Annotated in this window: 17 protein-coding genes, 2 tRNA genes and 1 pseudogene; 16 read left to right on the top strand and 4 right to left on the bottom strand. The window is 67.5% G+C overall.

Annotated elements, in window-relative coordinates:
* Nucleotides 1-107 precede the first annotated feature (107 nt).
* The 3 genes from rnd (at nt 108) to ACE3T8_RS09750 (ending at nt 2,735) form a co-directional block, all read left to right on the top strand.
* The gene (gene rnd, locus ACE3T8_RS09760; RefSeq protein WP_374608891.1) at nt 108-1,220 is read left to right on the top strand and encodes a ribonuclease D; all 1,113 of its coding nucleotides are present in this window, start codon (nt 108-110) and stop codon (nt 1,218-1,220) included.
* Nucleotides 1,221-1,271: 51 nt separating this feature from the next.
* Entirely contained in the window at nt 1,272-2,576 is a 1,305-nt protein-coding gene (locus tag ACE3T8_RS09755; protein ID WP_374608889.1) for an amidohydrolase, read from the top strand.
* 83 nt (nt 2,577-2,659) lie between these two features.
* Nucleotides 2,660-2,735, top strand: a tRNA-Ala gene (locus tag ACE3T8_RS09750).
* Between the two features lie 45 nt (nt 2,736-2,780).
* Here ACE3T8_RS09750 and ACE3T8_RS09745 read toward each other — a convergent pair.
* The 4 genes and pseudogenes from ACE3T8_RS09745 to ACE3T8_RS09730 form a co-directional block, all read right to left on the bottom strand.
* Nucleotides 2,781-3,800, bottom strand: a complete 1,020-nt coding sequence (locus tag ACE3T8_RS09745) for a serine hydrolase domain-containing protein (protein ID WP_374608968.1) — start codon at nt 3,798-3,800, stop codon at nt 2,781-2,783.
* 18 nt (nt 3,801-3,818) lie between these two features.
* A pseudogene (locus ACE3T8_RS09740) lies at nt 3,819-4,502 on the bottom strand (M15 family metallopeptidase); the annotation flags it as partial.
* Nucleotides 4,503-4,521: 19 nt separating this feature from the next.
* Nucleotides 4,522-6,072, bottom strand: a complete 1,551-nt coding sequence (locus ACE3T8_RS09735) for a serine hydrolase (RefSeq protein WP_374608887.1) — start codon at nt 6,070-6,072, stop codon at nt 4,522-4,524.
* A 234-nt stretch (nt 6,073-6,306) separates the two neighbouring features.
* Complete coding sequence (locus ACE3T8_RS09730; protein ID WP_374608885.1) at nt 6,307-9,282, bottom strand: TonB-dependent receptor domain-containing protein; 2,976 nt, start codon at nt 9,280-9,282, stop codon at nt 6,307-6,309.
* 294 nt (nt 9,283-9,576) lie between these two features.
* Here ACE3T8_RS09730 and ACE3T8_RS09725 point away from each other — a divergent pair, with 294 nt between their 5' ends.
* The 13 genes from ACE3T8_RS09725 to murB all read left to right on the top strand — a co-directional run bounded on the left by ACE3T8_RS09725 (nt 9,577) and on the right by murB (nt 24,171).
* Nucleotides 9,577-11,016, top strand: coding sequence for an SH3 domain-containing protein (locus ACE3T8_RS09725; protein WP_374608883.1), 1,440 nt, complete (start codon nt 9,577-9,579; stop codon nt 11,014-11,016).
* A complete protein-coding gene (locus ACE3T8_RS09720; RefSeq protein ID WP_374608881.1) occupies nt 11,013-12,119 on the top strand; it encodes a dipeptide epimerase in 1,107 nt (368 codons plus the stop codon). The genes ACE3T8_RS09725 and ACE3T8_RS09720 overlap by 4 nt, the downstream gene beginning before the upstream one ends.
* Nucleotides 12,120-12,129: 10 nt before the next feature.
* Nucleotides 12,130-12,978, top strand: a complete 849-nt coding sequence (locus ACE3T8_RS09715; protein ID WP_374608879.1) for a MurR/RpiR family transcriptional regulator — start codon at nt 12,130-12,132, stop codon at nt 12,976-12,978.
* A gap of 104 nt (nt 12,979-13,082) precedes the next feature.
* Entirely contained in the window at nt 13,083-13,853 is a 771-nt protein-coding gene (locus ACE3T8_RS09710; protein WP_374608877.1) for a L,D-transpeptidase, read from the top strand.
* On the top strand, nt 13,850-15,106 hold the full coding sequence (locus ACE3T8_RS09705) for a dicarboxylate/amino acid:cation symporter (protein WP_374608875.1): 1,257 nt from the start codon (nt 13,850-13,852) through the stop codon (nt 15,104-15,106). The genes ACE3T8_RS09710 and ACE3T8_RS09705 overlap by 4 nt, the downstream gene beginning before the upstream one ends.
* A gap of 194 nt (nt 15,107-15,300) precedes the next feature.
* The gene (gene thrA, locus ACE3T8_RS09700; RefSeq protein ID WP_374608873.1) at nt 15,301-17,784 is read left to right on the top strand and encodes a bifunctional aspartate kinase/homoserine dehydrogenase I; all 2,484 of its coding nucleotides are present in this window, start codon (nt 15,301-15,303) and stop codon (nt 17,782-17,784) included.
* Nucleotides 17,785-17,792: 8 nt separating this feature from the next.
* Nucleotides 17,793-18,710: a homoserine kinase gene (locus tag ACE3T8_RS09695; protein ID WP_374608966.1), complete on the top strand. Its 918-nt coding sequence runs from the start codon at nt 17,793-17,795 to the stop codon at nt 18,708-18,710.
* Entirely contained in the window at nt 18,707-19,999 is a 1,293-nt protein-coding gene (thrC, locus tag ACE3T8_RS09690) for a threonine synthase (RefSeq protein WP_374608871.1), read from the top strand. The genes ACE3T8_RS09695 and thrC overlap by 4 nt, the downstream gene beginning before the upstream one ends.
* Before the next feature lie 98 nt (nt 20,000-20,097).
* A tRNA-Arg gene (locus ACE3T8_RS09685) sits at nt 20,098-20,174 on the top strand.
* A 61-nt stretch (nt 20,175-20,235) separates the two neighbouring features.
* Nucleotides 20,236-21,768 carry an aldehyde dehydrogenase family protein gene (locus ACE3T8_RS09680; protein WP_374608869.1) on the top strand — a complete coding sequence of 511 codons (1,533 nt, stop codon included), beginning with the start codon at nt 20,236-20,238 and terminating at the stop codon, nt 21,766-21,768.
* A gap of 9 nt (nt 21,769-21,777) precedes the next feature.
* Nucleotides 21,778-22,071 (top strand): DUF4190 domain-containing protein, encoded by a 294-nt coding sequence (locus ACE3T8_RS09675; RefSeq protein ID WP_374608867.1) that lies wholly within the window; start codon nt 21,778-21,780, stop codon nt 22,069-22,071.
* 4 nt (nt 22,072-22,075) lie between these two features.
* The gene (locus tag ACE3T8_RS09670) at nt 22,076-23,131 is read left to right on the top strand and encodes a quinone-dependent dihydroorotate dehydrogenase (protein WP_374608865.1); all 1,056 of its coding nucleotides are present in this window, start codon (nt 22,076-22,078) and stop codon (nt 23,129-23,131) included.
* Nucleotides 23,128-24,171, top strand: coding sequence for a UDP-N-acetylmuramate dehydrogenase (murB, locus tag ACE3T8_RS09665; RefSeq protein ID WP_374608863.1), 1,044 nt, complete (start codon nt 23,128-23,130; stop codon nt 24,169-24,171). The genes ACE3T8_RS09670 and murB overlap by 4 nt, the downstream gene beginning before the upstream one ends.
* Nucleotides 24,172-24,239 lie beyond the last annotated feature (68 nt).

Below are 24,239 nucleotides of genomic sequence, written 5' to 3'. Positions count from 1 at the left end.
TCCAGCCTGCGCGCAAACGACACTCCGGGACGCCGGCAACGGGCCTGCGACATGGTTCGGGCGAACTTAGGCCAAGTCGCCGACCCCGGCAACCGCATAATGGCGGCATGAGCCAATGGATCGACACCCCCGACGCACTCCGCGCGCGTCTCGCAAACCTCCCCGCCAGCATCGGGCTGGATACCGAATTCATCCGCGAACGCACCTACTGGCCGCAACTGGCGCTGGTGCAGGTCGCCCTGGGCGACGCGAGCGACCCCACGGCGAGTGGCGATGTCCTGCTGGTGGATCCGCTGGTGCCGGGCATGGCCGACGCCTTGGTGCCGCTGCTGACCGATCCCGGCGTGCTCAAGCTGATGCACAGCCCCAGCGAGGACCTGGTCGCGTTCCAGCACACCTGCGGCGTCTTGCCCGCACCGCTGTTCGACACCCAGGCCGCGGCCGCGCTTTGCGGGATCGGGGGCGGGATGAGTTACCAGAAACTCGTGCTGGCCGTCACCGACATCGCACTGGAGAAGGGCGAGACGCGCTCCGACTGGCTGCGCCGACCCTTGTCGGCATCGCAACTCGACTATGCGGCGGACGATGTGCGCCACCTGCACGCGATCCACCACGTGTTGCAGGCGAAACTGGACGCGCTGGGCCGCAGTGGCTGGTTGGCCGAGGACAGCGCCCGCCAACTGGCGAATGCCGGCAACGACCAGGGCGAACGCTGGCCGCACCTGTCGATGCGCAGCGCGCAATTCCTCGACGCAGCCGCGCAGCGCCGGTTGTTGCGCCTGTTGCGTTGGCGCGAGGTGCACGCGCGCCGCAGCGATCGCCCGCGCAGCTGGATCCTGGACAACGAACTTGCGGTGACCCTGGCCCGCGCCAATCCCGCCGACCCGGCCGCGCTGCAGGCGCAGCTGGATGCCACGCCGAAGGCACCCAAGAGCCTGCGCGATCCGATGTGGCAGGCGCTGAGCACGCCGCTGGCGGACGAGCAAGAAGCCCCTCCGGCGCGTGGCGAGGACCGCGACAAGAAACAACTGCGCGCAATGCAGGATGCGGTGCTAACCATCGCCGGCGAACTCAACATGCCGGAAGGCCTGCTGGCCTCGCGCAAGCTGCTGGAAGCGTTGCAGGACGGTGGCGGTTGGACCGGCCCACTGGCGGGCTGGCGACGCAGCGTGCTGGAAGCCCGACTGCAACCGCTGCTTGCGGGCACGAGCACGGCGTGATGCCGATGCGCGCGGTGTAGGATCGACCCGAATCCTGGGGAGGTCACCGTGATGCGTCATTCGCTGCTGGTCGCTGCGCTGCTCGCGCTCGTGCCTTGCGCCACGCTCGCCGCCGACGCGCAGGTGGAAGCGCTGGCCGCCAGGGTGGATGGCAAGGTCCAGGCGTGGCGGCGCGACATCCACCAGCATCCGGAACTCGGCAATCGCGAAGTGCGCACGGCACAACTGGTCGCGGAGCATTTGCGCGCACTGGGGTTCGAGGAAGTCCGCACCGGCATCGCCACCACCGGCGTGACCGCGGTGCTGCGCGGCGGCAAGCCCGGCCCGCGGATCGCCCTGCGCGCCGACATGGACGCGCTGCCGGTGACCGAACGCAGCGGCCTGCCCTTCGCCTCCAAAGTCACGTCCACCTTCCGCGGCGAACCCGTGGGCGTCATGCATGCCTGCGGCCACGATGCCCATGTCGGCATCCTGATGGGCGTGGCCGAGGCGCTGGCCTCGATCAGGGCCGAGTTGCCCGGCGAGATCCTGTTCGTGTTCCAGCCCGCCGAGGAAGGTCCGCCCGATGGCGAGGAAGGCGGTGCCGAGGAAATGCTGGCGCAGGGCATCTTCAAGGGATTCAAACCACAGGCGGTGTTCGGCCTGCACGTGTTCAGCACGCTCAACGCCGGCCAGCTGGGCTGGCGCAGCGGGCCGGCGATGGCGGCGTCGGATCGCTTCAACATCGTCGTGCAGGGCCGGCAGACCCACGGCTCGCGGCCGTGGGGCGGCGTCGACCCGATCGTCGCGTCCGCCGACCTCATCGGCACCGCGCAGACCATCGTCAGCCGCCGCCAGGACATCAGCAGGCTGCCGGTCGTGCTCAGCTTCGGCGCGATCAAGGGCGGCATCCGCTACAACATCATCCCCGACTCGGTGGAACTGGTCGGCACCATCCGCACCTTCGACGAGGGCATGCGCCAGGGCGTGTTCGCCGACCTCAGGAACGTGGCCGAGAGCGTGGCGAAGGCGCACGGCGCGACTGCGGTGGTGAAGGTGCCGGACACCAAGGGCAACCCGGTCACCGCCAACGATCCCGCCCTCACCGCCCGCGTGGTGCCCAGCCTGCGCAAGGCGGTGGGCGACGCCAACGTGGTCGAGATGGGCCTGATCATGGGCGCGGAGGACTTCAGTTTCTACGCGCGCGAAGTGCCCGGGTTCTTTTTCTTCGTCGGCGCCACGCCCAGGGGCAAGGACGCGATCAAGGCGCCCTCCAACCACTCGCCGGAATTCTTCCTGGACGAAGAGGCGCTGAAGGTCGGCACCCGCGCGATGCTGCAACTGGTGCTGGACCACCAGCGCGGCACAGGCAGCTAGCGCCAGGATCGCCAGCCCCCCGCCGCGCGTGCCTCTGGCGAGACCGGCGGCGGCTCCGTATAATCGGCCGCGTTGTTCATCGTGGGGCGGTAGCTCAGCTGGGAGAGCGCCACGTTCGCATCGTGGAGGTCAGGGGTTCGATCCCCCTCCGCTCCACCACGATTCCAAGGCCGGCCCTGTGCCGGCCTTGTTGTTTCCGGGGTCTCAATCGCGCAGGTCTAGTCGCGCAAAAAACAGCGCGCCGATGTCGAGCGCGGTCCGGTACGGTGCCGGCTCGTTGCGGTTGCTGAGCAGGATCACGGTCAGCCGCTGCGCCGGCCAGCGCACGATCACGTTGCGGAAGCCGATGGTCTCACCGGAATGCCAGCGCGTGTCGCCGGTGATCCTCCAGCCGAAGCCGTAGTGCGTCGCTGCGCCCTCGCCCGCCACTTCGACCTGCTTGCCGAAGGCCAGCGCACGCGAGGCATCGCTCAACAGGCGGTCGTCATCGAGGGCGGCGTCCCACCGCGCCAGGTCATGGGTGTTCGAATAGATCCCGCCATCGCCCAGCACCGCGCTGGTCGAGCTCTGGTCGGTGCGTTGCCATCTTTCGACAGGCACGGTGCCATCGACCTCGCTGTAGCCCCAGGCGCGGTTCGACACGTCCGCGCTACCGGCCACGTAGGCCACGGTGTCGTGCATGCCCAGCGGTACGAAGATGCGGCTGCGCAGGAACGCCGGATAGTCCATGCCGGACGCGCGCTCCACCACCAGCGCCAGCAGCGCGTAGCCGCTGTTGCTGTAGCGATATGCACTTCCCGCCGGAAAGGCCAATCGGTTTTCCCGTTCGAGCAGCGCCAGCACACCCGCATCGCGGATCTGGCCTTCATGGGGTTCGGCCATCAGGTCTTCGTAGTCGAGCAGGCCCGACGTGTGGGTCAGCAGGTGGCGCAGGGTGATCCCGTCGGCCGCGGACGGCAGCGAAGGCAGCCAGCGCTTCACCGGGTCGTCGATGCCGAGCCTGGCGTCCTGCGCCAGCAGCAGGATCGCCGCAGCGGTGAACTGCTTGCTGACCGAGGCCAACCGGTAGTTGGTGGCCGGGCCGGCTTCGATGCCCTGCTCCAGGTCGGAACGGCCGTAACCGCGATGTACCCGCGGCACGCCGTCGTGCAGGACCAGCAGGGACGCACCGGGGACGTCGCCGTCGTAGCGTTGCATCAGGCGTTCGATCGCGGCATCGGGCATCGGGGACTCGGGGGCGGTCACGGGCACGTCGTAGTACGTGCCGGGGGTGGGCTCGGGCTGGAAGGTGTAGTGCCACCATTCCATCGGATAGTTACGGAAACCGGCGGCCAGCATGGCCTCGCGCAGGCGCAGGCGATTCGCGCGCTGGGCGGCATCGACATCGGCCGAATCGGTGTTGGCGCGGGTGCCGAAGAAATCGAAGGCCGTGCCCATGTCCAGCGGGGCGCAGGCCGCGCCGGACGCATCGCATTGCAACAGGGTCAGGTCGATCGTCGCGCCGCGGCTGTGGCCGGACATCGGCGCGATGTAGCCGTCGAGCAGTTGCGGCTTCTCGAAGTCGGGGTAATGCGCGGGCTTGGTCCTGAGGTCGGCGGGATCGTTGACCCAACGCATGAAATGCGCGACCGCGCGCGCCGGGCGATAGCAGTCGAAGATCCGCAGGCGCTGGTGCCGTTCGCGCAATGCGGCCTCGACCTTCGCCAGCGCCTCGGCGGCCTCGCGCTTGAGAAAACAACGCGGCGCTTCGTAACCGTCCACCCGCGCGCCGACGAAGTTGTCGCTGCCGAAGTACTTGATGTCCTGGGCGATGCCGGGCACCACGGCACGGATGTCCACCATCCCGGCCTGTTCCATCGTGGTGGCCGGCGACAGCGTGGGCGGATCGGCGGCAACGGCCTGCAGGCTGGTCGCCAGCAACAGCATCGCCCATCCGTGGCGCATGTCAGTCACAGCCGCCCACCCGCAGGAAATCGAGGTCCTCGTAGTCGGAACTGAAGTCGCCGGCGGGGTCGATCTTGGCCATGCGCATCCTTGGCCCGCTGCTGCCTGCGGAGAACATCAGGAAGGCATCCAGGTCGACCGCCGGATCGTCCCAGTGCAACAGGTAACGCCCATCGAGCTCGCCCACGCGCCCGTGCATCTTCGGCGACTTCAGCGAACGCCATTCCACCGCCCCATCGACCGCGCACAGGCGAACCTCGCCGAACCACGGATCGCGCCAGGTGCCCTGCCAGCCCGCGAGTTGCGCGGGGGCCACCGGGGTGCGCTTGCCGGCATCCGGCAGCGACGGCTTCGAGGTGGCCGCGCCATTGGACGATGCGGGCCTCGCGACCTCATCGGCGTATCCCGTCACGCCCAGGGATTTTTCCGGCGCCGTGAACAGCTTCAGCAGCACCTGGCCCAGCACCGTGCGCGCATTGCTGCCGTCGCCGTTGATCATGAACACGAAACCGGACCTGCGATCCGGTACCAGCATCATCATCGAGTACATGCCGCCCAGCGTGCCGGTGTGCGAGACCGTCCACGCGCCATCCACATCGGCAAAGCGGAAGCCGTATCCGTAGGCGTAGTAATGCGTGTTGTCCCAGCGCCTGCGCTGCGCCGAGACCGGCATCGGCGTGCGCGGCTTCCACATTTCCACGCGTTGCGCGTCGCCCAGCCACTGCTTCTGCGCTTCGGTCGGCAGCAACCAGTTGCTGGCCCAGGCCAGCATGTCGTCCAGGCCGCAGCGGATGCCGCCCGCCGGCGCCGACGCGATCATCGGCACCACCGCGCCATCGCGGCGCATCGCTTCGTTGCGCTCGCCCGTACGCGTGTGCGGCTGCGCCACGCTGCCGGCATCGGCCAGCGAAAACTCGCCGACGCGACATCCGGACAAGCCCAGCGGCTCGAACAGTTCACGCCGCACCAGCGCTTCGTACGACGCGCCGCCCGCTGCCGCGGCCACTTCCCCGGCCACCACGTACAGCAGGTTGTCGTAGGCATAGCCGGCGCGGAAGCCGTAGGCGGGCTTGATGTGGCGCAGGCCGCGGAGGATGTCGTCGCGGCTGAACAGGTTGGGTTCCGGCCACAGCATCAGGTCGCCGCCGCCCTCGGGCAGGCCGCTGTTGTGGACCAGCAGATCGCTGACCGTCATGTGTCGGGTGACCCAGGGATCATGCATCGCGAACTGCGGCAGGTGCTTCACAACCGGATCGTCCCAACGCAACCTGCCCTGCTGCACCAGCCGCGCCAGCACCGCAGCGGTCATCGCCTTGCTGTTGGAGGCGATCTTGAACAGCGTTTTCGTGGTCACGGGATCGCCGCTGCCGGCCACGGTTTCACCGTAGCCTCGTGCGAACACGACCTTGCCTTCCTCGATCACGCCGACGGCGATGCCGGGCAACTTGTAGCGTTCGATGGTGGCGCGCACCGCGGTGTCGATTTCCTGCGGCGTGGGGGCTGCCGTCGGGGTCGTGGCATGCGTTGCGGGCACCGCGAACGACAGGATCATGACGGCCGCCAGCGCCGTCCTGCGCAGGCGGGTGCACGGTATGGTCCGCGAATGTCGGAGAGCTTGGCGCATCTGCTTTCCCGTGGCTTGGGTGAGCGGGATCATCGCATCCGCCTGTGCATGCACGACGGGTTGACGGTGGCATGTCGTGCAAAAAAAAGAGGCGGCCCGTGCGGGGCCGCCGGAGGTTAGTCCCGGAGGAGGAGGACTAGGGGTTCGATGGGATCGGCGCGGTCAGTAGTTGTAGGTCACGACCAGCTGCATGTAGCGCGGGGATTGCCAGCCGGTGCCCTCTCCGAAATACGGCATCCTGGTTCCGGCCGTGCTCTCGTATCGCGTATGGACGTTCACCACTGTCTGACTGTTCAACAGGTTGAATACGGAGAAGCGCGCCTTCAGGTCAACACCTTCAACCGGCAAGGTCCAGGTGACGTTGGCACCGACATTCGTGACCCACGGCATACGACCGAATGCGCCACGCTCCGTGAAGACGAGCTCGCGATTGATGCTGGAACAGTTGGCCACGCACAACCAGCCGGATCCGCCACCACTGAATTCACCCGGGCCAAAGCCGCGGTTATCGTTTGGCCATCGCACGCCGAACGCCGTGATAGGACCACCGGAACGCGTGGACAGCGTCGCGCCAAAGCTCCACATTTCATTGAGCTTGAAGCTCCCACGCAACTTGATCTGGTGGCGTGAATCGTTGAACAGCACGCCGTAGCGTTCATTGACGGCCGGGTGGTCGTAGAACTGCACGAGGTTGGTATCGGCATAACCGGTGTCCGAATTCACCGGCCCCTCGATGTTGCCTTCGGACTTCGACCAGAGGTAACTGGCGTTGAACGTCCACTTGTCGTCCCAGGCGCGATCAAGCTGGAATTCGAGCGCTTTGTAGGTGCGCTTGGGCTTCTTGTAGCCTGTGAGGGCACCGCTTCCGAGCGCCTTGTAGCCTTCCTCGGAATTGTCGAAGGTCACCCAATCTTGGGTATCCGGGCACCAGAGCGTGGTTGTTTCGCCGGGGTTGATGACGGGGAAATCGCCGGAATACCATGGGCATCCAGTCACGTTGTTGATGCGCACGTCTTCCACCGCGCGAGTCACTTCACGATAGGTGGCATTGACGCCCCACGACCATTCCGGGTTAATCGCCTGCTGGAAGCCCAGGATGTATTCGTCCTGGAAGACCATCTTCAGGTCACGGGCGACTGCGGTGCGGAAATCTTCGGGCGGCGAGACGTTGCCGTCGTCATTCACCGGACCAATTTGTTGACCGAGGATCGGCAGCAGATAGGTGCCGGCAACCGGGTGGTTTGCGGCTGTCCAGCCATTGAGCACGTAGTAGGTATGCTCGTCAGTGGTGCCGGCAAAATAGTCGGCGAGCTTGTTGGTCAGCGGCAGGTAGTAGCGACCCGCGTTTCCGAACAGCTTCGTGGTGCCGTCGCCATTGATGTCCCAACTGAAGCCAAGACGAGGCGCAATCATGTCTCCGAAATCAGCACTCGCGAAGGTCACGCCGGTCGAGTACTTGTTGTGGAATTTGTCGGCGCGCAGGCCCAAGCTCAAGAGCAGGTTGGGAGTGACGTTCCAGTTGTCCTCGACATAGAACGCCTGCATCTCGGTCGTGACCGGGGTGCCCGTGATGTAACGTCGCGCGTCGATGATGGCAGTGGTGCCGGCAGGAATGGTAGTGCCGTTGAGCGATGCACCGGCCGTGGCGGCTTGCGCCTGATAGCTGACTCCGTCGCCCGGATACAGAGTCAAACTGTCGGAATCCAATGTTTCGTGATCCATGCCGAACCGCAGCAAATGGCTCCCCAAGGTCCACTCGAAATCCAGGCGCATCGCCTCACGCTTGTCGTACCGACTGTTGAAGCTGCCATCGGTCGGGTGACACCCTTCAGGCGTAGTCTCCGCGCCGAACCTTGCGGTGTAATTGCTGGAGCGCGTGACGATGCTGCAATCAGGGTCCTGGGTGCTACTGTTGACGGCACTGCGCTTGTTAACGCCGTACATCGCCTTCGCGACGAAGTTATCGGTGAAATGACCTGTATACGTGAGCGACCAGTTGTCACCGCCAGAGTTCGAAATACTGTCACCCTTCAGCCTGTCGAGGCTGCCCGCCGCCCACGTATAAAAGTAGACGTCCGTCGCCGAGTCAGCCTTGTCGGAAAAAGCCAGCAATTCCACCAGGTGATCGTCGTTGATGCGCCAGTCGAACTTCGCACCCCAGAAGTCGTTGCTGCTTTCCGTCAGGAAGGCGACGTTGGCGTCGAAGTCCTTCGGACTGCTGTCGCGTTTTTCGTACATCGCAAAAAAGAACAGCTTGTCTTTGACGATGGGGCCGGATGCCCAGAGATTGGCCTTGAGGAACGAGTTGTAGTCACGGCTGGTATAGCTTCGCTCATCCACGGTGCCGTCAGAATGGAAGTGATCCTCCTTGTCTGACGCCCAAGCCGAAGGCTCGAACGTAAGTTCCACGCCCGCGTGAAATTCGTTGCCGCCCGAACGCGTTACGGCATTGATGACGCCACCCGTGCTGCGCCCGAACTCCGCGGAATACCCTCCCGTCTTCACTTGGAATTCCTGGTAGAACGCAAACGGTACCGAGGAGAAGCCTTGGCGACGATACGGGTCGGTCACATTCAAGCCGTTGATGTAAACAGCGTTTTCTGCCACCGACGAGCCACCGAAGCTGAGCCCACCGAAAGAGGCACCAGAAGACACCACGCCAGGGGCAAGCATAGCCACGGAACCAAGGCTTTGATCCACCGGCAAGCGCGCCAGTTCCTCTCGCGTGACATTGGTCGCAGACTCGGTAGAACGCACGTCAACACGATTGATCACGCGCGAACCGACCACTTCGACTGCGGCCAGGTTGGCTACTCCACCATCGCTGCCCAGGTTCACCGTGGTGGTCCCGCCCAGCGACACGTTGACGTTGACCGGTGCACCCGTCCCTGCCGTCATCGCGTAGTCGCCCGGCGGCAACTGGCCGATGCGGTAAGTGCCATCACTGTTGACGGTGACGCTGCGACTGGCGCCGGTCGCGGTATTGACCAGGGTCACCTGTTCGCCTGCGGCGGCGCGACCCGCCACCGCGCCGGTGGCGCTCTGCGCGAAGGCAGGCGCGGCGGCAAGCGACGCGAGGCAAAGCCCCATCGCGATGCTGAGGGCGGACTTGCGCAGGCGGCTCGGGGCGGTGCTCATGGACGTTCTCCGGGGGATGGCGGGATGGGCATGGGTGGGAGGAACGCAACGATCACGATGCAACGCGCAGCACGGCCAGCATCGCGTGGCGATGGCATGCGGAAATGGGCGTTGTGCGGGTACATCCGAAGCGTTCCCCAACGATCGGCGTTACCCGGGCTGTGTAGCACGCAGCGAGGGGCTGGTCAATAATTTATTCTTCACGTATAAGTTTTGGAATTACCTATTCCTCGCCACATCGCCGTCACACTCTGTCGGCGCGCATCCGGCCGGGATCCGCAAGGAGGGAATGCGATGCGTGAACGCCTGCAACACCCGATGCGACCAGTTGCATGGCGCGCCCTGACCTTCGCCCTGGCGCTGGCCTGTGCACCGGCGCTCGGGCTGGATCGCGGCAGTCCAGCCACGCCGTTGCCGATCCCGCCCAGCGGCGTCATCGGCATGCAGGACGCGTACTTCGCGCCCGAGTTCTGGATTGCACGCACGCAGGCAGCGGACCAGGTGCTGATGACGCCCGCCGCGATCCAGGCCCGCAACGCGCGCCTGCTGCAGGTCGACGATTCGATGCACGACCTGTCGGCATTGCCGGCCACCCTGGATCGCAGGCGGGTCGCCGGATGGATCGACGATCTCGCATCGGCCCCGTCGAAACCGCTGTGGGACGACGCCGGCAAGCCGGTCCCGAAGGCGACGCTCGACGCGATCATCGCCAGCCGCGCGATGGAGGCGATCCCGGCCAGCCAACCCACCCGCTTCGGCATGGTCGTGCAGCGCGCGGCCCTGCGTGCGTTCCCGACCGACCTGCGCGTGTTCAATCGCCAGGGCGAAACCGACATCGACCGTTTCCAGGAAAGCGCGTTGTTCCCGGGCGACCCGGTGGCGATCGTGCATGCCAGCACCGATGCGAAGTGGCTGTTCGTCGTGAGCGCGCGCTATGCCGCGTGGGTCGCGGCCGATGCCATTGCGGAAGGCGATCGCACCGCGGTGCTGGGCTACGCCACGCGCACGCCGCACCGCATCGTCACCGGCGCCAAGCCACGCACGGTGTTCACCCGCGAGCAGCCCCGCCTGTCCGAGCTGCAACTGGACATGGGCGTGCGCATCCCGCTCGCGAACGTGCCACAGGACAAGCCGGTGAACGGCCAGCATCCGTACGCATCGTGGATCCTCGACCTGCCGGTGCGCGACGGCGACGGCCGGCTCGGCTTCGCCCCTGCCCTGCTCCAGCGCAATGCGGACACCTCGGCGGACTACCTGCCGCTGACCCGCGCCAACCTGATCCGCCAGGCCTTCAAGTTCCTCGGCGAGCGCTACGGTTGGGGCCACTCGTACAACGGCCGCGACTGCAGCGGTTTCGTGTCCGAGGTCTACCGCAGCATGGGCGTGGAGTTGCCGCGCAACACCAGCGACCAGTCGGTCAGCCCGGCCTTCGACCGCATCCACTTCGAGGCCGATGCCACCCGCGCCGCGCGCATGGCCGCGGTCGACGCGCTGGACGTCGGCGACCTGATCTATATCCCCGGCCACGTGATGATGTTCGCCGGCCGCATCGACGGCATGCCATGGGTGATCCACGACACCAACGGCGGCAGTTTCCTCGGCCCGGATGGCACACTGCAGTCCATGCAACTCAATGGCGTCTCGCTGACCCCGCTGGTCCCGCTGCGCTTCGGCAAGGACCACGACTACATCGACCGCATCACCAACATCGTCAGGATGACGCGCGACAAATGAAAATCACCGAAATCCGCTTCGGCATGCTGCGCGTGCCGCTGAAGACCGCGTTCAAGACCGCCCTGCGCACCGTCGAGCAGGTCGAGGACGTGGTGGTGATGATCCACACGGACACCGGCCACGTCGGCTACGGCAGCGCGCCGGCAACGGCGGTGATCACCGGCGACACCCACGGCTCGATCATGCACGCGATCCGCCATTACATCGCGCCGCGGCTGGTCGGGCAGGAGATCGCCAACCTCAACCGCATCACCCATGCGGTGCAGGCCTCGATGGAGAAGAACACCAGCGCCAAGGCGGCGGTGGAGATCGCGGTCCATGACCTATGGGGCCAGTTGTATGGCGCCCCGCTCTACCAGTTGCTGGGCGGTGGCGAACCGGCGATCACCACCGACATCACCATCTCCGTCGACTACATCGACAAGATGGTGGCGGACTCGCTGGCCGCGGTGGATCGCGGCTTCGAATCGCTGAAGATCAAAGTGGGCAAGGACATCGGCCTGGACATCGAACGCACCAAGGCGATCCACGCCGCGGTCGAGGGCCGCGCCCTGCTGCGGCTCGATGCCAACCAGGGCTGGACCGCCAAGCAGGCGGTGTATGCGCTGCAGACGCTGGAAAATGCCGGGGTGAAGCTCGAGTTGGTCGAGCAACCGGTCAGGGCGCATGACCTGGAGGGCCTGCGCTACGTCACCGAGCGCGTGCACACGCCGGTGATGGCCGACGAAAGCGTGTTCGGGCCGATGGAAGTCATCGAACTGATCCGCATGCGCGCGGCCGACATCGTCAACATCAAGCTGATGAAGACCGGCGGCATCTCCAACGCGGTGAAGATCGCCGACATCTGCGGCCTGTACGGCGTGGACTGCATGATCGGCTGCATGCTGGAATCCAGCATCGGCGTGGCCGCGGCGGTGCACCTCGCAGTGGCGAAGTCCGACGTGATCAGCAAGGTCGACCTCGATGGGCCTTCGCTGTGCCGCTTCGATCCGGTCGGCAGCGGCGTGATCTTCAACGAATCGGAGATCAGCGTTACCGACGCGCCCGGCCTGGGCATCCGCGCGATCGAGGGACTCATCCCCGTCGACGAACCGCTCGCCTGAGGCACGCGCGATGTCGGCGCTGGTGAAGATCCGTTCCGAGCGCGACCGCATGTCGGCGATCGAGCGCCGCATCGCCGACTTCGTGCTGGACAACGCGCAACTGCTGCGCGACTACTCCTCGCAGCAGTTGGCGAATGCGCTGGGGATCAGCCAGTCCAGCGTGGTCAAGTTCTGCCAGAAACTGGGCTTCAAGGGCTACCCCGACCTCAAGCTGTCGATCAGCGAAGCGGTGGTGCGCGCCGACAACGGCAATGGCGGCGCGCCCTCGGCGGCGAACGGCGACGCCCACGCGGAGACCATCGGCGCCGACCTGTGGCTGCGCAAGACCGAGGCCGAGGAAGCCACCCGCCTGATCAATCCACCGGATGCGGTCGAGGCCGCCGCTGAGTCCATCGCGGCCGCCGGCAAGGTCTTCATCATCGGCCTCGGCGACGACGACATCCACGCGCGCACCCTGGCGCTGCGGCTGTCGCTGCTCGGCATCCTCACCGTGCACAACTTCGATCCCGCGCACATGAGCACCAGCCTCTCCGCGACGAACCCCGGCGACGTGCTGCTGGTGTTCTCCGAACAGGGCATGCAGCCGGCGCTTTACCAGTTGTGCCGTTATGCGCGCGAGCAGCACGCCCGCGTCATCACCGTCACCCGCCACAGTTCCAACCCGCTGCGCGCGCATGCCGACGTGCCGCTACTGGTGTCCGCGCACGATGAGCGCCCGCACATCGCCCCGCTGCTCTACCACTCCGCGCTGCAGCACCTGCTCGACCGCGTGTTCGCGGTGCTGTGCGAATCCGATCCGAAGCGGCGCGCGCGCCTGCAGGCGAACCTGGAGCGGATCCGCGAAAAGGGGTCAGAGTGAATTTCCCGCCGATTGATTTCGAGCATTCGCATACGCGGCACGGGAAACTTCACTCTGACCCCTTTTCCCTTACGATCCTGCAGCCTCTCCCGGAAACAACCCGCATGCCGATCCGCCGTATCGCTGCCCTGCTCCTGACCACGATGCTCGCCGCGTGCGCGCATGCGCCGCAGACCGCGGCGACATCGAGGGCATGGTCCGACGCCGGCCAGCTAGTGCTGGTCACCACCGCGGACTGGGATGCGACCACCGGCACACTGCGCCGCTTCGAACGCGACGGCGACGACTGGCGCGAAGTCGGCGAGGCGGCGCCGATCAGCGTGGGCCGCACCGGCACGGCCTGGGGCATCGGCCTGAATGCCGCGCGCAGCGATGGCCCGGTCAAGCGCGAAGGCGATGGCAAGGCACCTGCCGGCGTGTTCGCGATCGGCACGGCCTTCGGCTATGCCACGGACGCGACCACGGGCCTGGACTACAAGGGCATGGGGTTCAACGACTGGTGCATCGACGTGCCGGAATCGCCGATGTACAACCGGATCGTCGACCGCAGCGTGGCCAAGGCACCCGGCCTCGACAAATCCAGCGAGCCGATGCGCCTGGACCTGCATGCCAAGGGCGACCAGCGCTATCGCCAGGGCTTCGTGATCCAGCACAACGTCGACGGGGCCACGCCGCGCGGCGGCAGTTGCATCTTCGCCCACCTTTGGGGATCGCCCGGCCAGGCGACCGCCGGTTGCACGGCGATGGCGCCGGAGACCATGCAGCCGTTGCTGGCCTGGCTCGACCGCAGCCGCAAGCCGGTGTTCGTGCTCCTGCCGAAGGCGCAGTACGCCGCACTGAAACATGAGTGGAACCTGCCGGAGATCGTGCGATGAGCCAGACCAAGCGCGTCCTGAGCGGCCTCGCGGCAGGCATCGTCGTCGGCATCCTGCTGGCCTGGCTGGACGCGCCGTTGGCGCTGCAGGTCGCCGATGTCGTCGAGCCGTTCGGCAAGCTGTGGCTCAACGCATTGCAGATGACCGTGGTGCCGCTGGTACTGGCGCTGGTGATCGTCGGCGTGAACCAGGCCAGCGATGCCGCCCAGTCCGGGCGCGTCGCGCGTCGATCTATCCTCATCTTCATCGTGCTGCTCACCGCTGCTGGCGCGATGGCTGCCCTGCTCGCGCCGCTGGCGTTGTCGATGGTCGCACCGGATCCGGCCGTGGCTGCAGCGCTTGGTGCAAGCCACGCAGAACTGCCCGCTACGACAGGCGGCTGGGCCAGTGCGCTGACCTCGATCGTGCCGAGCAACGCCGTGGCCGCCGCCGCGGCGGGGGCGATGCTGCCACTGGTGACCTTCGCCCTGTTCTTCGGCTTCGCGCTGACCCGCATCGAGCCCGCACGCCGCACCCAGGTCGTCGGATTCTTCCAGGCGGTCAGCGATGCGATGATCGTGATCGTGCACTGGGTGCTGTGGGTCGCGCCGCTCGGCATCTTCGCGCTGGTGCTGGCGCTGTGCGCGCGCGCCGGACTCGGCATGCTGCAGGCGCTGGGCATCTACATCCTGCTGGAGTGCGCGCTGTACGCGCTCGCCGTGGTGCTGCTGGTGACGATCGCGGTGGTGTTCGGCAAGCAGAATCCGGCGCACTTCCTGTCCGGTATCACGCCCGTCATGGCGGTCGCGGCGAGCACGCAGTCCTCGCTGGCCACCTTGCCGGCCATGCTCGACAGCGCGCAGACCCGGCTCGGCTTTCCCGCGCGCATCGCCGGACTGGTGCTGCCGATGGCGGTCTCGCTGTTCCGCATCACCTCGCCGATCCAGTACATCGCCACCGCCTGCTTCATCGCGTGGGCGCTCGGCATCGACCTCACCTTCGCGCAACTGGCCACCGGCGTGGCGCTGGCGGTGCTGGTCAGCATGGGCTCGGTCGGCCTGCCAGGACAGGCGATCTTCCTGGCCACCAACCTGCCGGTCACCTCGGCGATGGGCCTTCCGATCGCGCCGCTGCCGGTGCTGATGGCGGTGGACGCGATCCCGGACGTGATGGCCACGGTCGGCAACGTGACCGCCGACATGACCGCGACCGCATTGGTCGCGTCGCGCGACGATGGCAAGGACGAACCGGTTCCACCCGCAACCACCGCTTGACACGCTCCGCTGCGCTGCAGCAGAGTCCAGCCCCATGTCCCGCCGCATGACCACGATTACGACCACTACCACCGGCATTGCGCTGGTGCGGTCGGTCATGTCTGGATAACCCCATCCAATCACGGCCCCGCAGCGACAGAGGCGGGGGCGACGATCCCCTCCCCTGCACGCGGCGGGCCTCCACCGGAGGTTCCATGGTTTCGTCGCAGGTTCCGCAATCCCCGTCGTGTCGCGCGCACAAGTTCGGCGGCAGTTCGCTGGCCGACGCCGGCCGCATCCGCCATGTCGCGTCGCTGATGCTCGGCGCGGAGGAATCGCGTCAGGTCGTCGTGGTCTCGGCGATGCAGGGCACCACCAATGCGCTGATCGCGATGACCAATGCGGCCGCGGCCGGCGAAGACTGGCAATCCGCGTGGTCTTCCCTGCGCACCCAGCACGCGGACGCCGCCAGTGCCCTGCTGGATGCGCCGATCGCGCTGCATGCATGGATCGACGCGCGCTTCGGCGACATCGCCGACCTGCTGCGCGCGGTGTCGCTGCTGCGCCAGCCGGGGCGCGCGGCGCTGGACCGCATCCAGGGCATGGGCGAAGTGCTGTCGGCCATGCTGCTGCAGGCGCACCTGCGTGCACGCGGCGCAGACTACGCCTTTCTTGATGCGCGCGACGTGCTGCTGGTCCGCCATGCAGAGTTGGGCGCGGTAGTCGATTGGGACGAAAGTGCGCGCCGGTTGGAAGCATGGCGCGTCGCCAACCCGCAGGCGCGCGTGGTCGCCACCGGCTTCGTCGCCAGCGGCGAGGACGGCCTGCCGACCGTGCTCGGCCGCAACGGCAGCGATTTTTCCGGCGCGATCTTCGCCGCCCTGTTCGATGCCGCCGAGCTGCACATCTGGTCGGATGTCGACGGCGTGCTCTCTGCGGACCCACGGCTGGTGCCGGAAGCGGTCTCGCTGGGGTCGATGAGCTACCGCGAGGCCTGCGAGCTGGCCTACTTCGGCGCGAAGGTGATCCACCCGCAGACGATGACCCCGGCGATCGCGCGCGGCCTGCCAATCCTGATGCGCAATACCTTCAAGCCCGAATTCCCCGGCACCCGCATCGATGCCGATGGCGATGGCGGCCACGGCGGCCCGGTCAAGGGCCTCACGCTGGATCCCGGCCTCGCCCTGGTCAGCCTGGAAGGCGCAGGCCTGATCGGCGTGCCGGGCACGGCGGAGCGCGTGTTCGCCGCGTTGCATGCCGCGCGGATTTCGGTGGTGATGATCTCGCAGGGCTCGTCCGAGCATTCGATCTGCTCGGTCGTGCGCGAGCGCGATGCCGAAGCCGCGCGTCGCGCCCTGCTCGATGCGTTCTCCCGTGAGCTCGACGGTGGCCAAGTGCAAGGCGTGCAGGTCGTGCCCGGGATCAGCGTGCTGGCCGCGGTCGGCGACGGCATGGCCGGCAAGCCCGGCGTGGCCGCGCAACTGTTCGCCGCACTGGCGCGTGCGCGGGTCAACATCCGCGCGATCGCCCAGGGTGCGTCCGAACGCAACATCTCGGTCGCGATCGCCGCCGAAGATGCCACCCGCGGATTGCGCGCCGCGCACGCCGCATTCTGGCTGTCGCCGCAGACGCTGGCGCTGGCGGTGATCGGGCCGGGCAAGGTCGGCGCCGCCCTGCTCGACCAGTTGCAGGCGGCACTGCCGCGCCTGCGCAGCGAAGCCAATGTCGACCTGCGCCTGCGCGCATTGGCGACCAGCCGGCGGATGTGGCTGTGCGACCACGGCGATCCTGCCGACTGGCGCCTGCGCATCGAGGACGAACCGCAACCCGCCGACCTCGACGCGATCACCACCCACCTGCTGGACAGCCACCTTCCGCATGCGGTCGTCATCGACTGCAGCGCCAGCGACAGTGTTGCCGCGCAGTATCCGGCGTGGCTGGCGGCCGGCATCCACGTCATCACCCCGAACAAGCACGCCGGCGCCGGCCCATTGCCACGCTATGCCGCGATCCGCGAGGCGCGCGCGCAGTCCGGCGCACGCTTCCGCTACGAAGCTACCGTCGGTGCCGGCCTGCCGGTGATCTCGACCCTGCGCGACCTGCTGGACACGGGCGACGAGCTGGTCGCGGTGGACGGCATCCTCTCCGGCACCCTGGCCTGGCTGTTCAACAAGTTCGACGGCAGCACGCCGTTCTCCGACCTGGTGCGCGAGGCGCATGCGCTGGGCTACACCGAGCCCGACCCGCGCGACGATCTCTCGGGCATGGACGTGGCGCGCAAGCTGGTGATCCTCGGCCGCGAAGCGGGCGTGTCGCTGTCGCTGGACGATGTCGACGTCGAGAGCCTGGTGCCGACCGCGCTGCGCGATGCCGACCGCGACGCCTTCATGGCCGGCCTGGCATCGCTGGATGCGCCGATGCAGGCCGCGCTGGACGCCGCCCGCGCGAAGGGCTGCGTGCTGCGTTATGTCGCGCGGTTGCAGCGTGATGGCCACGCGTCGGTTGCGCTGCAGGAACTGCCCGCCGACCATGCCTTCGCCCACCTGCGCCTGACGGACAACTGCGTGCAATTCACTACCCGCCGCTACCGCGATAATCCGCTGGTCGTGCAAGGCCCCGGCGCCGGGCCGGAAGTGACCGCTGCCGGCGTGTTCTCCGACCTGCTCCGGCTGGCCGCTGCACTGGGAGCGCGCCTGTGAGCGCACGCATGGAAGCGAGGGCGTTTTCGCCCGGATCCGTAGGCAATGTGGGGGTCGGCTTCGACATCCTCGGCCACAGCATCGCCGGCATCGGCGATGTCGCCACCGTGCGCCGCATCGACGAACCGACGGTGCGGATCAAGGCGATCCGCGGCGCGGTCACCGACCTGCCGCTGGAGGCCGAGCGCAACACCGCCGGCGGCGCGTTGCTTTCGTTGCGCGAAGCGCTGGCGCTGCCGTTCGGCTTCGAGATCGAACTCGACAAGGGCATCCCGCTCGGCTCCGGGCTGGGCGGCTCGGCGGCGTCCTGCGTGGCCGCCCTGGTGGCCGCCAACGCGCTGCTCGACGCGCCGCTGGATGCGCACGCGCTGTACCCGCACGCCATGGCCGGCGAAGCCATCGCCAGCGGCGGCCGGCATGGCGACAACGTCGGACCGATGCTGCTCGGCGGGCTGGTGCTGGCCACGGCTGATCGATTGACGAAGATCGAAGTCCCCGCTGCATGGCATGCGGTGGTCGTGCATCCGCATGCGGTGTTGGAAACCCGCCGCGCCCGCGAGGCCTTGCAGGGGGCGTATGCGCTGAAGGAATTCGTCGCGCAGAGCGCGCAACTGGCGCAGGTGCTGCTGGGCTGCGAACGCGGCGACGCGACACTGGTTCGCGCAGGACTCGACGACCTGCTCGTGGAGCCACGCCGCGCACCGCTGATCGCAGGCTTCGCCGCTGTGAAGCAGGCGGCACTGCGCGCAGGCGCGATGGGCGCCAGCATTTCCGGTGCAGGCCCGAGCGTGTTCGCCTGGTGCGAAGACGAGGCGACCGCACGGGCGTCTGGCGCAGCGATGGCCGCGGCATTCGCATCGGCCGGTTTCGAAAGCGACGTGCATGTCAGCCCGGTTGCCGGCCCCGCCGCGGGGGTGCTGGCATGAAGGCGCTGAGCACGCGCGGCATCGCGCCGCCGGTGGCGATCAGCCAGGCCATCGCGGCCGGCCTCGCGCCCGACGGCGGCCTGTACATGCCGGAACAATGGCCTGCGTTTTCGCCCGCCGATTTCGCTGGCGACGAGACCCTGGCTGATGTCGGCAAGCGACTGCTGGCCCCGTTCTTCGCCGATGACCCGATCGGCGAGCGACTGGACGCGATCTGCGACGAGGCCTTCGCGGTGACGCCGCCGCTGCGCCGCTTCGGTGCCGGCGGCGACTTCGTGCTGGAGCTGTTCCACGGCCCAACGGCGGCATTCAAGGACTACGGCGCGGCCTTCCTGGCCGGCTGCCTGGGTGCGTTGCCGCAGGGCGAGGTGCCGTTGACGATCGTCGTCGCGACCTCCGGCGACACCGGCGCCGCGGTCGGTGCCGCCTTCCATCGCAAACCGGGCTTCCGCGTCGCCATCCTGTATCCGGATGGTCGCGTCTCGCCGCGGCAAGCGCACCAGTTGAGCTGCTTCGGCGACAACGTGCGCGCGTTCCGGGTGGACGGCAGCTTCGACGACTGCCAGCGGCTGGTGAAGTCCGCGCTGTCGGATGCCGCGTTCCGCGCGCAGGTGCCGCTGGGTTCGGCCAACAGCATCAGCCTGGGCCGACTGCTGCCGCAGATGGTCTATTACGCGCATGCATCGCTCGCACACTGGCGCGCGACGGGCCGGGCGCTCAACTTCGTCGTGCCCACCGGCAACCTGGGCAATGCGCTGGCTTGCGTGCTGGCACGCCGGATCGGCCTGCCGATCGGCCAGATCGTGCTGGCCAGCAATGCCAATGCGGTGTTGCCGGATTTCTTCGCCGGTGGCGAATACGCGCCCGGCCCCAGCATCGCCACCCTCGCCAATGCGATGGACGTGGGCGCGCCGAACAACTTCGAGCGCCTGCAATGGCTGTATCCCGATGCCGAACAACTGCGCGGGTTGCTCTCGGCAGACGCGGTAGACGACGCGACCATCCGCGCCACCATCGTCGATGCCTGGCAGCGGCATGGCGAGGCACTCTGCCCGCATACCGCCTGTGCCGTCCACGTCCTGCAACGCAGGCGTGAAGCCGGCGCGAGCGGCGACTGGGCGGCGGTGTCGACCGCGCATCCGGCCAAGTTCCCGGAGGTGGTCGAGCCCTTGATCGACCAGGACATCCCCCTGCCCCCGGCATTGGCAGCGATGCTGGATCGACCCAGCAACGCGCAACCCTTGGCGGACGATGGCGAGGCCCTGCGCGATCTGCTCAGGCATGGCTGAGGCGGTCCGGGCATTCCGCAAAGATCGGCAGGTCGAATCGCCAATGTGGCCGTCGCATTGGCCGAAACGCCGACCGGCTGCGATAATCGTCACGCTTTGGCCCCGTAGCTCAGCTGGATAGAGCGGTCCCCTCCTAAGGGACAGGTCGTGCGTTCGAATCGCGCCGGGGTCACCACGTCGCAACCGTGCCGTTCCGTGCGCCTCGCGCACCGGCCACCATTGTCTGGAGTCCTGCCATGTCCCACCCCGTCCTCACCGCGCTCGGCCTGCAGGCCGTCGAATCCGGCACCTACCTTGGCCATGGCGAATGGTCGAAGACCAGCGACGCCGGCGTGCTGGAACCGGTCAACCCGACCACCGGCGACGTGCTCGGCCGCGTGCATGCGTCTTCGCAGGCGGACTACGACCTGATCGTCGAACGCGCCCAGGCCGCGTTCAAGGTCTGGCGCACCACCCCGGCCCCGCGCCGCGGCGAGGCGATCCGCCTGTGCGCCGACGCATTGCGCGTGCACAAGGACGCGCTGGGTTCGCTGGTCGCGCTGGAGATGGGCAAGTCGAAGCCGGAAGGCGACGGCGAAGTGCAGGAAATGATCGACATCGGCGAGTTCTCGGTCGGCCTGTCGCGCCAGCTGTACGGCCTGACCATGCACAGCGAACGTCCCGGCCACCGCATGTACGAGCAGTGGCACCCGATCGGCATCGTCGGGATCATCAGCGCGTTCAATTTCCCGGTCGCGGTGTGGGCGTGGAATGCGTTCGTCGCGGCGATCTGCGGCGACATCAGCATCTGGAAGCCGTCGCCGAAGACCCCGCTGTCGGCCATCGCCAGCATGAAGATCTGCAACGAGGCGCTGGCGAAGGCCGGTTTCCCCGACATCTTCTTCCTGTTCAACGATGCCGGCACCGAGCTCGCGTCGGAGTTCGTCGACGACAAGCGCATCCCGCTGATCAGCTTCACCGGTTCGACCAAGGTCGGCCGCGCGGTGGGCGAGCGCTGCGCGCGCCGCATGGGCCGTTCGCTGCTGGAACTGGGTGGCAACAACGCGATCATCGTCGACGAAACCGCCGACCTGAAGCTGGCGATCCCGGCGATCGCGTTCGGCGCGGTCGGCACCGCCGGCCAGCGCTGCACCACCACCCGCCGCCTGATCGTCCATGAATCCATTTACGACGACGTGCTGGCCAGGCTGATCGCCGCGTACAAGCAGGTCGAGAAGAAGATCGGCGACCCGACCGATCCGGCCAACCTGATGGGCCCGCTCAACAGCAAGGACGGCGTGGACGCCTACCTGGATTCCATCGCCAAGGCCAAGGCCGCGGGCGGCACCGTCGAGACCGGCGGCGAAGCGATCGACCGCCCCGGCAACTTCGTGCTGCCCGCCATCGTCACCGGCCTGACCAACGAGGCCGAGATCGTCCAGCACGAGACCTTCGCGCCGATCCTGTACGTGATGAAGTACCGCGAGCTGGACGAGGCCATCGACATGCAGAACGCGGTGCCGCAGGGCCTGAGTTCGTCGATCTTCACCACCAACCTCAAGCGCGCCGAGGCGTTCCTGGCCGCCAGCGGTTCCGATTGCGGCATCGCCAACGTCAACATCGGCACCAGCGGCGCGGAGATCGGCGGCGCGTTCGGCGGCGAGAAGGAAACCGGCGGCGGCCGCGAGTCCGGCAGCGATGCCTGGAAGGCCTATATGCGCCGGCAGACCAATACGATCAACTACTCCGACTCCCTGCCGCTGGCCCAGGGCATCAAGTTCGACCTCTGAGGACGCGCAATGAATGCCATGCCCCGCCAGACCAGCACGCTCGCCATCATCAGCCTCGTCGCCGGCATCCTCGGCTGGACGGTGGTGCCCTTCTTCGGCAGCATCGCCGCGGTGATCTGCGGACACATGGCGCGCAAGGAAATCCGGCTGGCGCCGGACCGCCTGGAGGGCGACGGCCTTGCGGTCGCCGGACTGGTGCTGGGTTACCTCGCCATTGCGATGGCGGTGCTGGCGGTGATCGCCGTGGTGCTGTTCTTCGGTGGCCTGGCCACCTTCCTCGCGTTCGCCGCAAGCGCCAACTGACACCTTGTACGCACTCAGCCGCCCGTTCCTGTTCGCCTTCGATGCCGAGCGCGCGCACCACCTCGGGCTGGCGTCGCTGGAGGCCGCGTACCGCAGCGGCCTGAACCCGCTGATCGCAAAGGCGCCGAAGCCGCTGCCGACCAAGGCGTTCGGGCTGACCTTCCCGAATCCGGTTGGCCTGGCCGCGGGCCTGGACAAGAACGGCGCGCACATCGATGCCCTGCTCGCCCTGGGCTTCGGCTTCGTCGAAGTGGGCACGGTCACCCCGCGCCCGCAGCCCGGCAACCCGAAGCCGCGCATGTTCCGCCTGCCGCAACAGGAAGCGGTGATCAACCGCCTCGGCTTCAACAACGAGGGCGTGGACGCGCTGGTGCGCAACGTCGAGCGCGCGCGCCGGATCGGCGGCCTGCTCGGCATCAACATCGGCAAGAACAAGGACACGCCGAACGAGTCGGCGGAAGACGATTACCTGCACTGCCTGCGCAGGGTCTATGCGCTGGCCGACTACGTGACGGTCAACATCTCCTCGCCGAACACCGCCGGCCTGCGCGAACTGCAGGAAGAACAGGCGCTGCGGCGCTTGGTCAGCGCGCTGCGCGACGAACAGGAAAAGCTCGCCGGCCAGCATGGCAAGCGCGTGCCGATGCTGGTGAAGATCGCGCCGGACCTGTCCGAGAGCGACATCGATGCCGCGGGCCGCGTGCTCGGCGACCTCGCCGTGGATGGCGTCATCGCCACCAACACCACCATCGCCCGCGATGGCGTGGAAGGCGCGCGCTTCGCCGATGAAGTGGGCGGCCTGTCCGGCGCGCCGCTGATGGGCAAGTCCACCGCGGTGTTGCGGATGTTGCGCACGCGCCTGCCGGAGTCGATCCCGCTGGTCGGCGTGGGCGGCATCCTGCATGGCGCCGATGCCGCGACCAAGCAGGCCGCGGGCGCCCTGCTGGTGCAGGTCTATACCGGGCTGGTCTATCGCGGTCCGGCGCTGGTCGGCGAATGCGTGGACGCGCTGCGCCGGCGCAAGGAAGCGCCGAGCAGCACGCCCCTGCCACTGGCATGACCGCCGGCTATCGCATCGTCGAAAACGCGCGCCTCGACGCGCGCAATACCTTCGGCGTGGCGGCGCGCGCACCGATGCTGGTCGAAGTGTCCGACACATCCGCACTGGCGGAACTGTTCGGCTACGCGATGCTCCGCGATGGCCCGGTGCTGGTGCTCGGCGGCGGCAGCAACCTGCTGTTCGCCGGCGATGCGCCCGGTGCGGTGCTGGCACTGTCCTCGCAACGCATCGACATCATCGACAACCAGGACGATGCCGCGATCGTCCGCGCCGATGCCGGTGTGGGCTGGCACGACTTCGTGCTGTGGACGCTCGGCCATGGCCTGTGCGGGCTGGAAAACCTCGCCCTGATCCCCGGCACGGTCGGCGCCGCGCCGATCCAGAACATCGGCGCCTATGGCGTGGAAGTGCGCGACCGCATCCGCGCGGTGCACGCGTACGATCGCCACGATGGCCGCGTGGTACGCATCGATGCCGCCGAGTGCGCATTCGCCTACCGCGACAGCCTGTTCAAGCACGATCCCGATCGTTACGTCGTCACCGCCGTCGAGTTCGCGCTGTTGCGCACGCCCGACCTGCGCCTGGACTACGCCGGCATCCGCGAGGAACTGGCGGCGATGGGCATCGACGGCACGCCGCGCGCCTCGCAGGTCGCCGAAGCGGTCATCCGCGTCCGCCAGCGCAAGCTGCCGGATCCGGCACTGCTCGGCAATGCCGGCAGCTTCTTCAAGAATCCGATCGTCCCTGCAGCGACTGCGGAAACACTGCAAGCCGCGCATCCGGCAATGCCGCTGTTCCGCGGCAGCAGCGACGACACCCGCAAGCTGTCCGCGGCCTGGCTGATCGACCAGTGTGGCTGGAAGGGCCATCGCGACGGCGATGCCGGCGTCTCCGCCGAGCATGCGCTGGTGCTGGTCAACCACGGCCACGCGACCGGCCTGGAATTGCTCGACCTGGCACGCAGGATCGCCACATCGGTGCAGGATCGCTTCGGCATCGCCATCGAACCGGAGCCTCGCATCATCGGCGCGACGTGGTGAAGTGCCAGACCCCAAGCTCCCCTCTCCCGCTGGGAGAGGGGTTGGGGGTGAGGGTTCGGCGAAGCGAC

It is taken from the genome of Thermomonas sp. (assembly GCF_041919455.1).
GTDB lineage: Bacteria > Pseudomonadota > Gammaproteobacteria > Xanthomonadales > Xanthomonadaceae > Thermomonas.
Note: the sequence above shows the minus strand (reverse complement) of the source record. Positions and strands in the feature narration are given on the sequence as shown.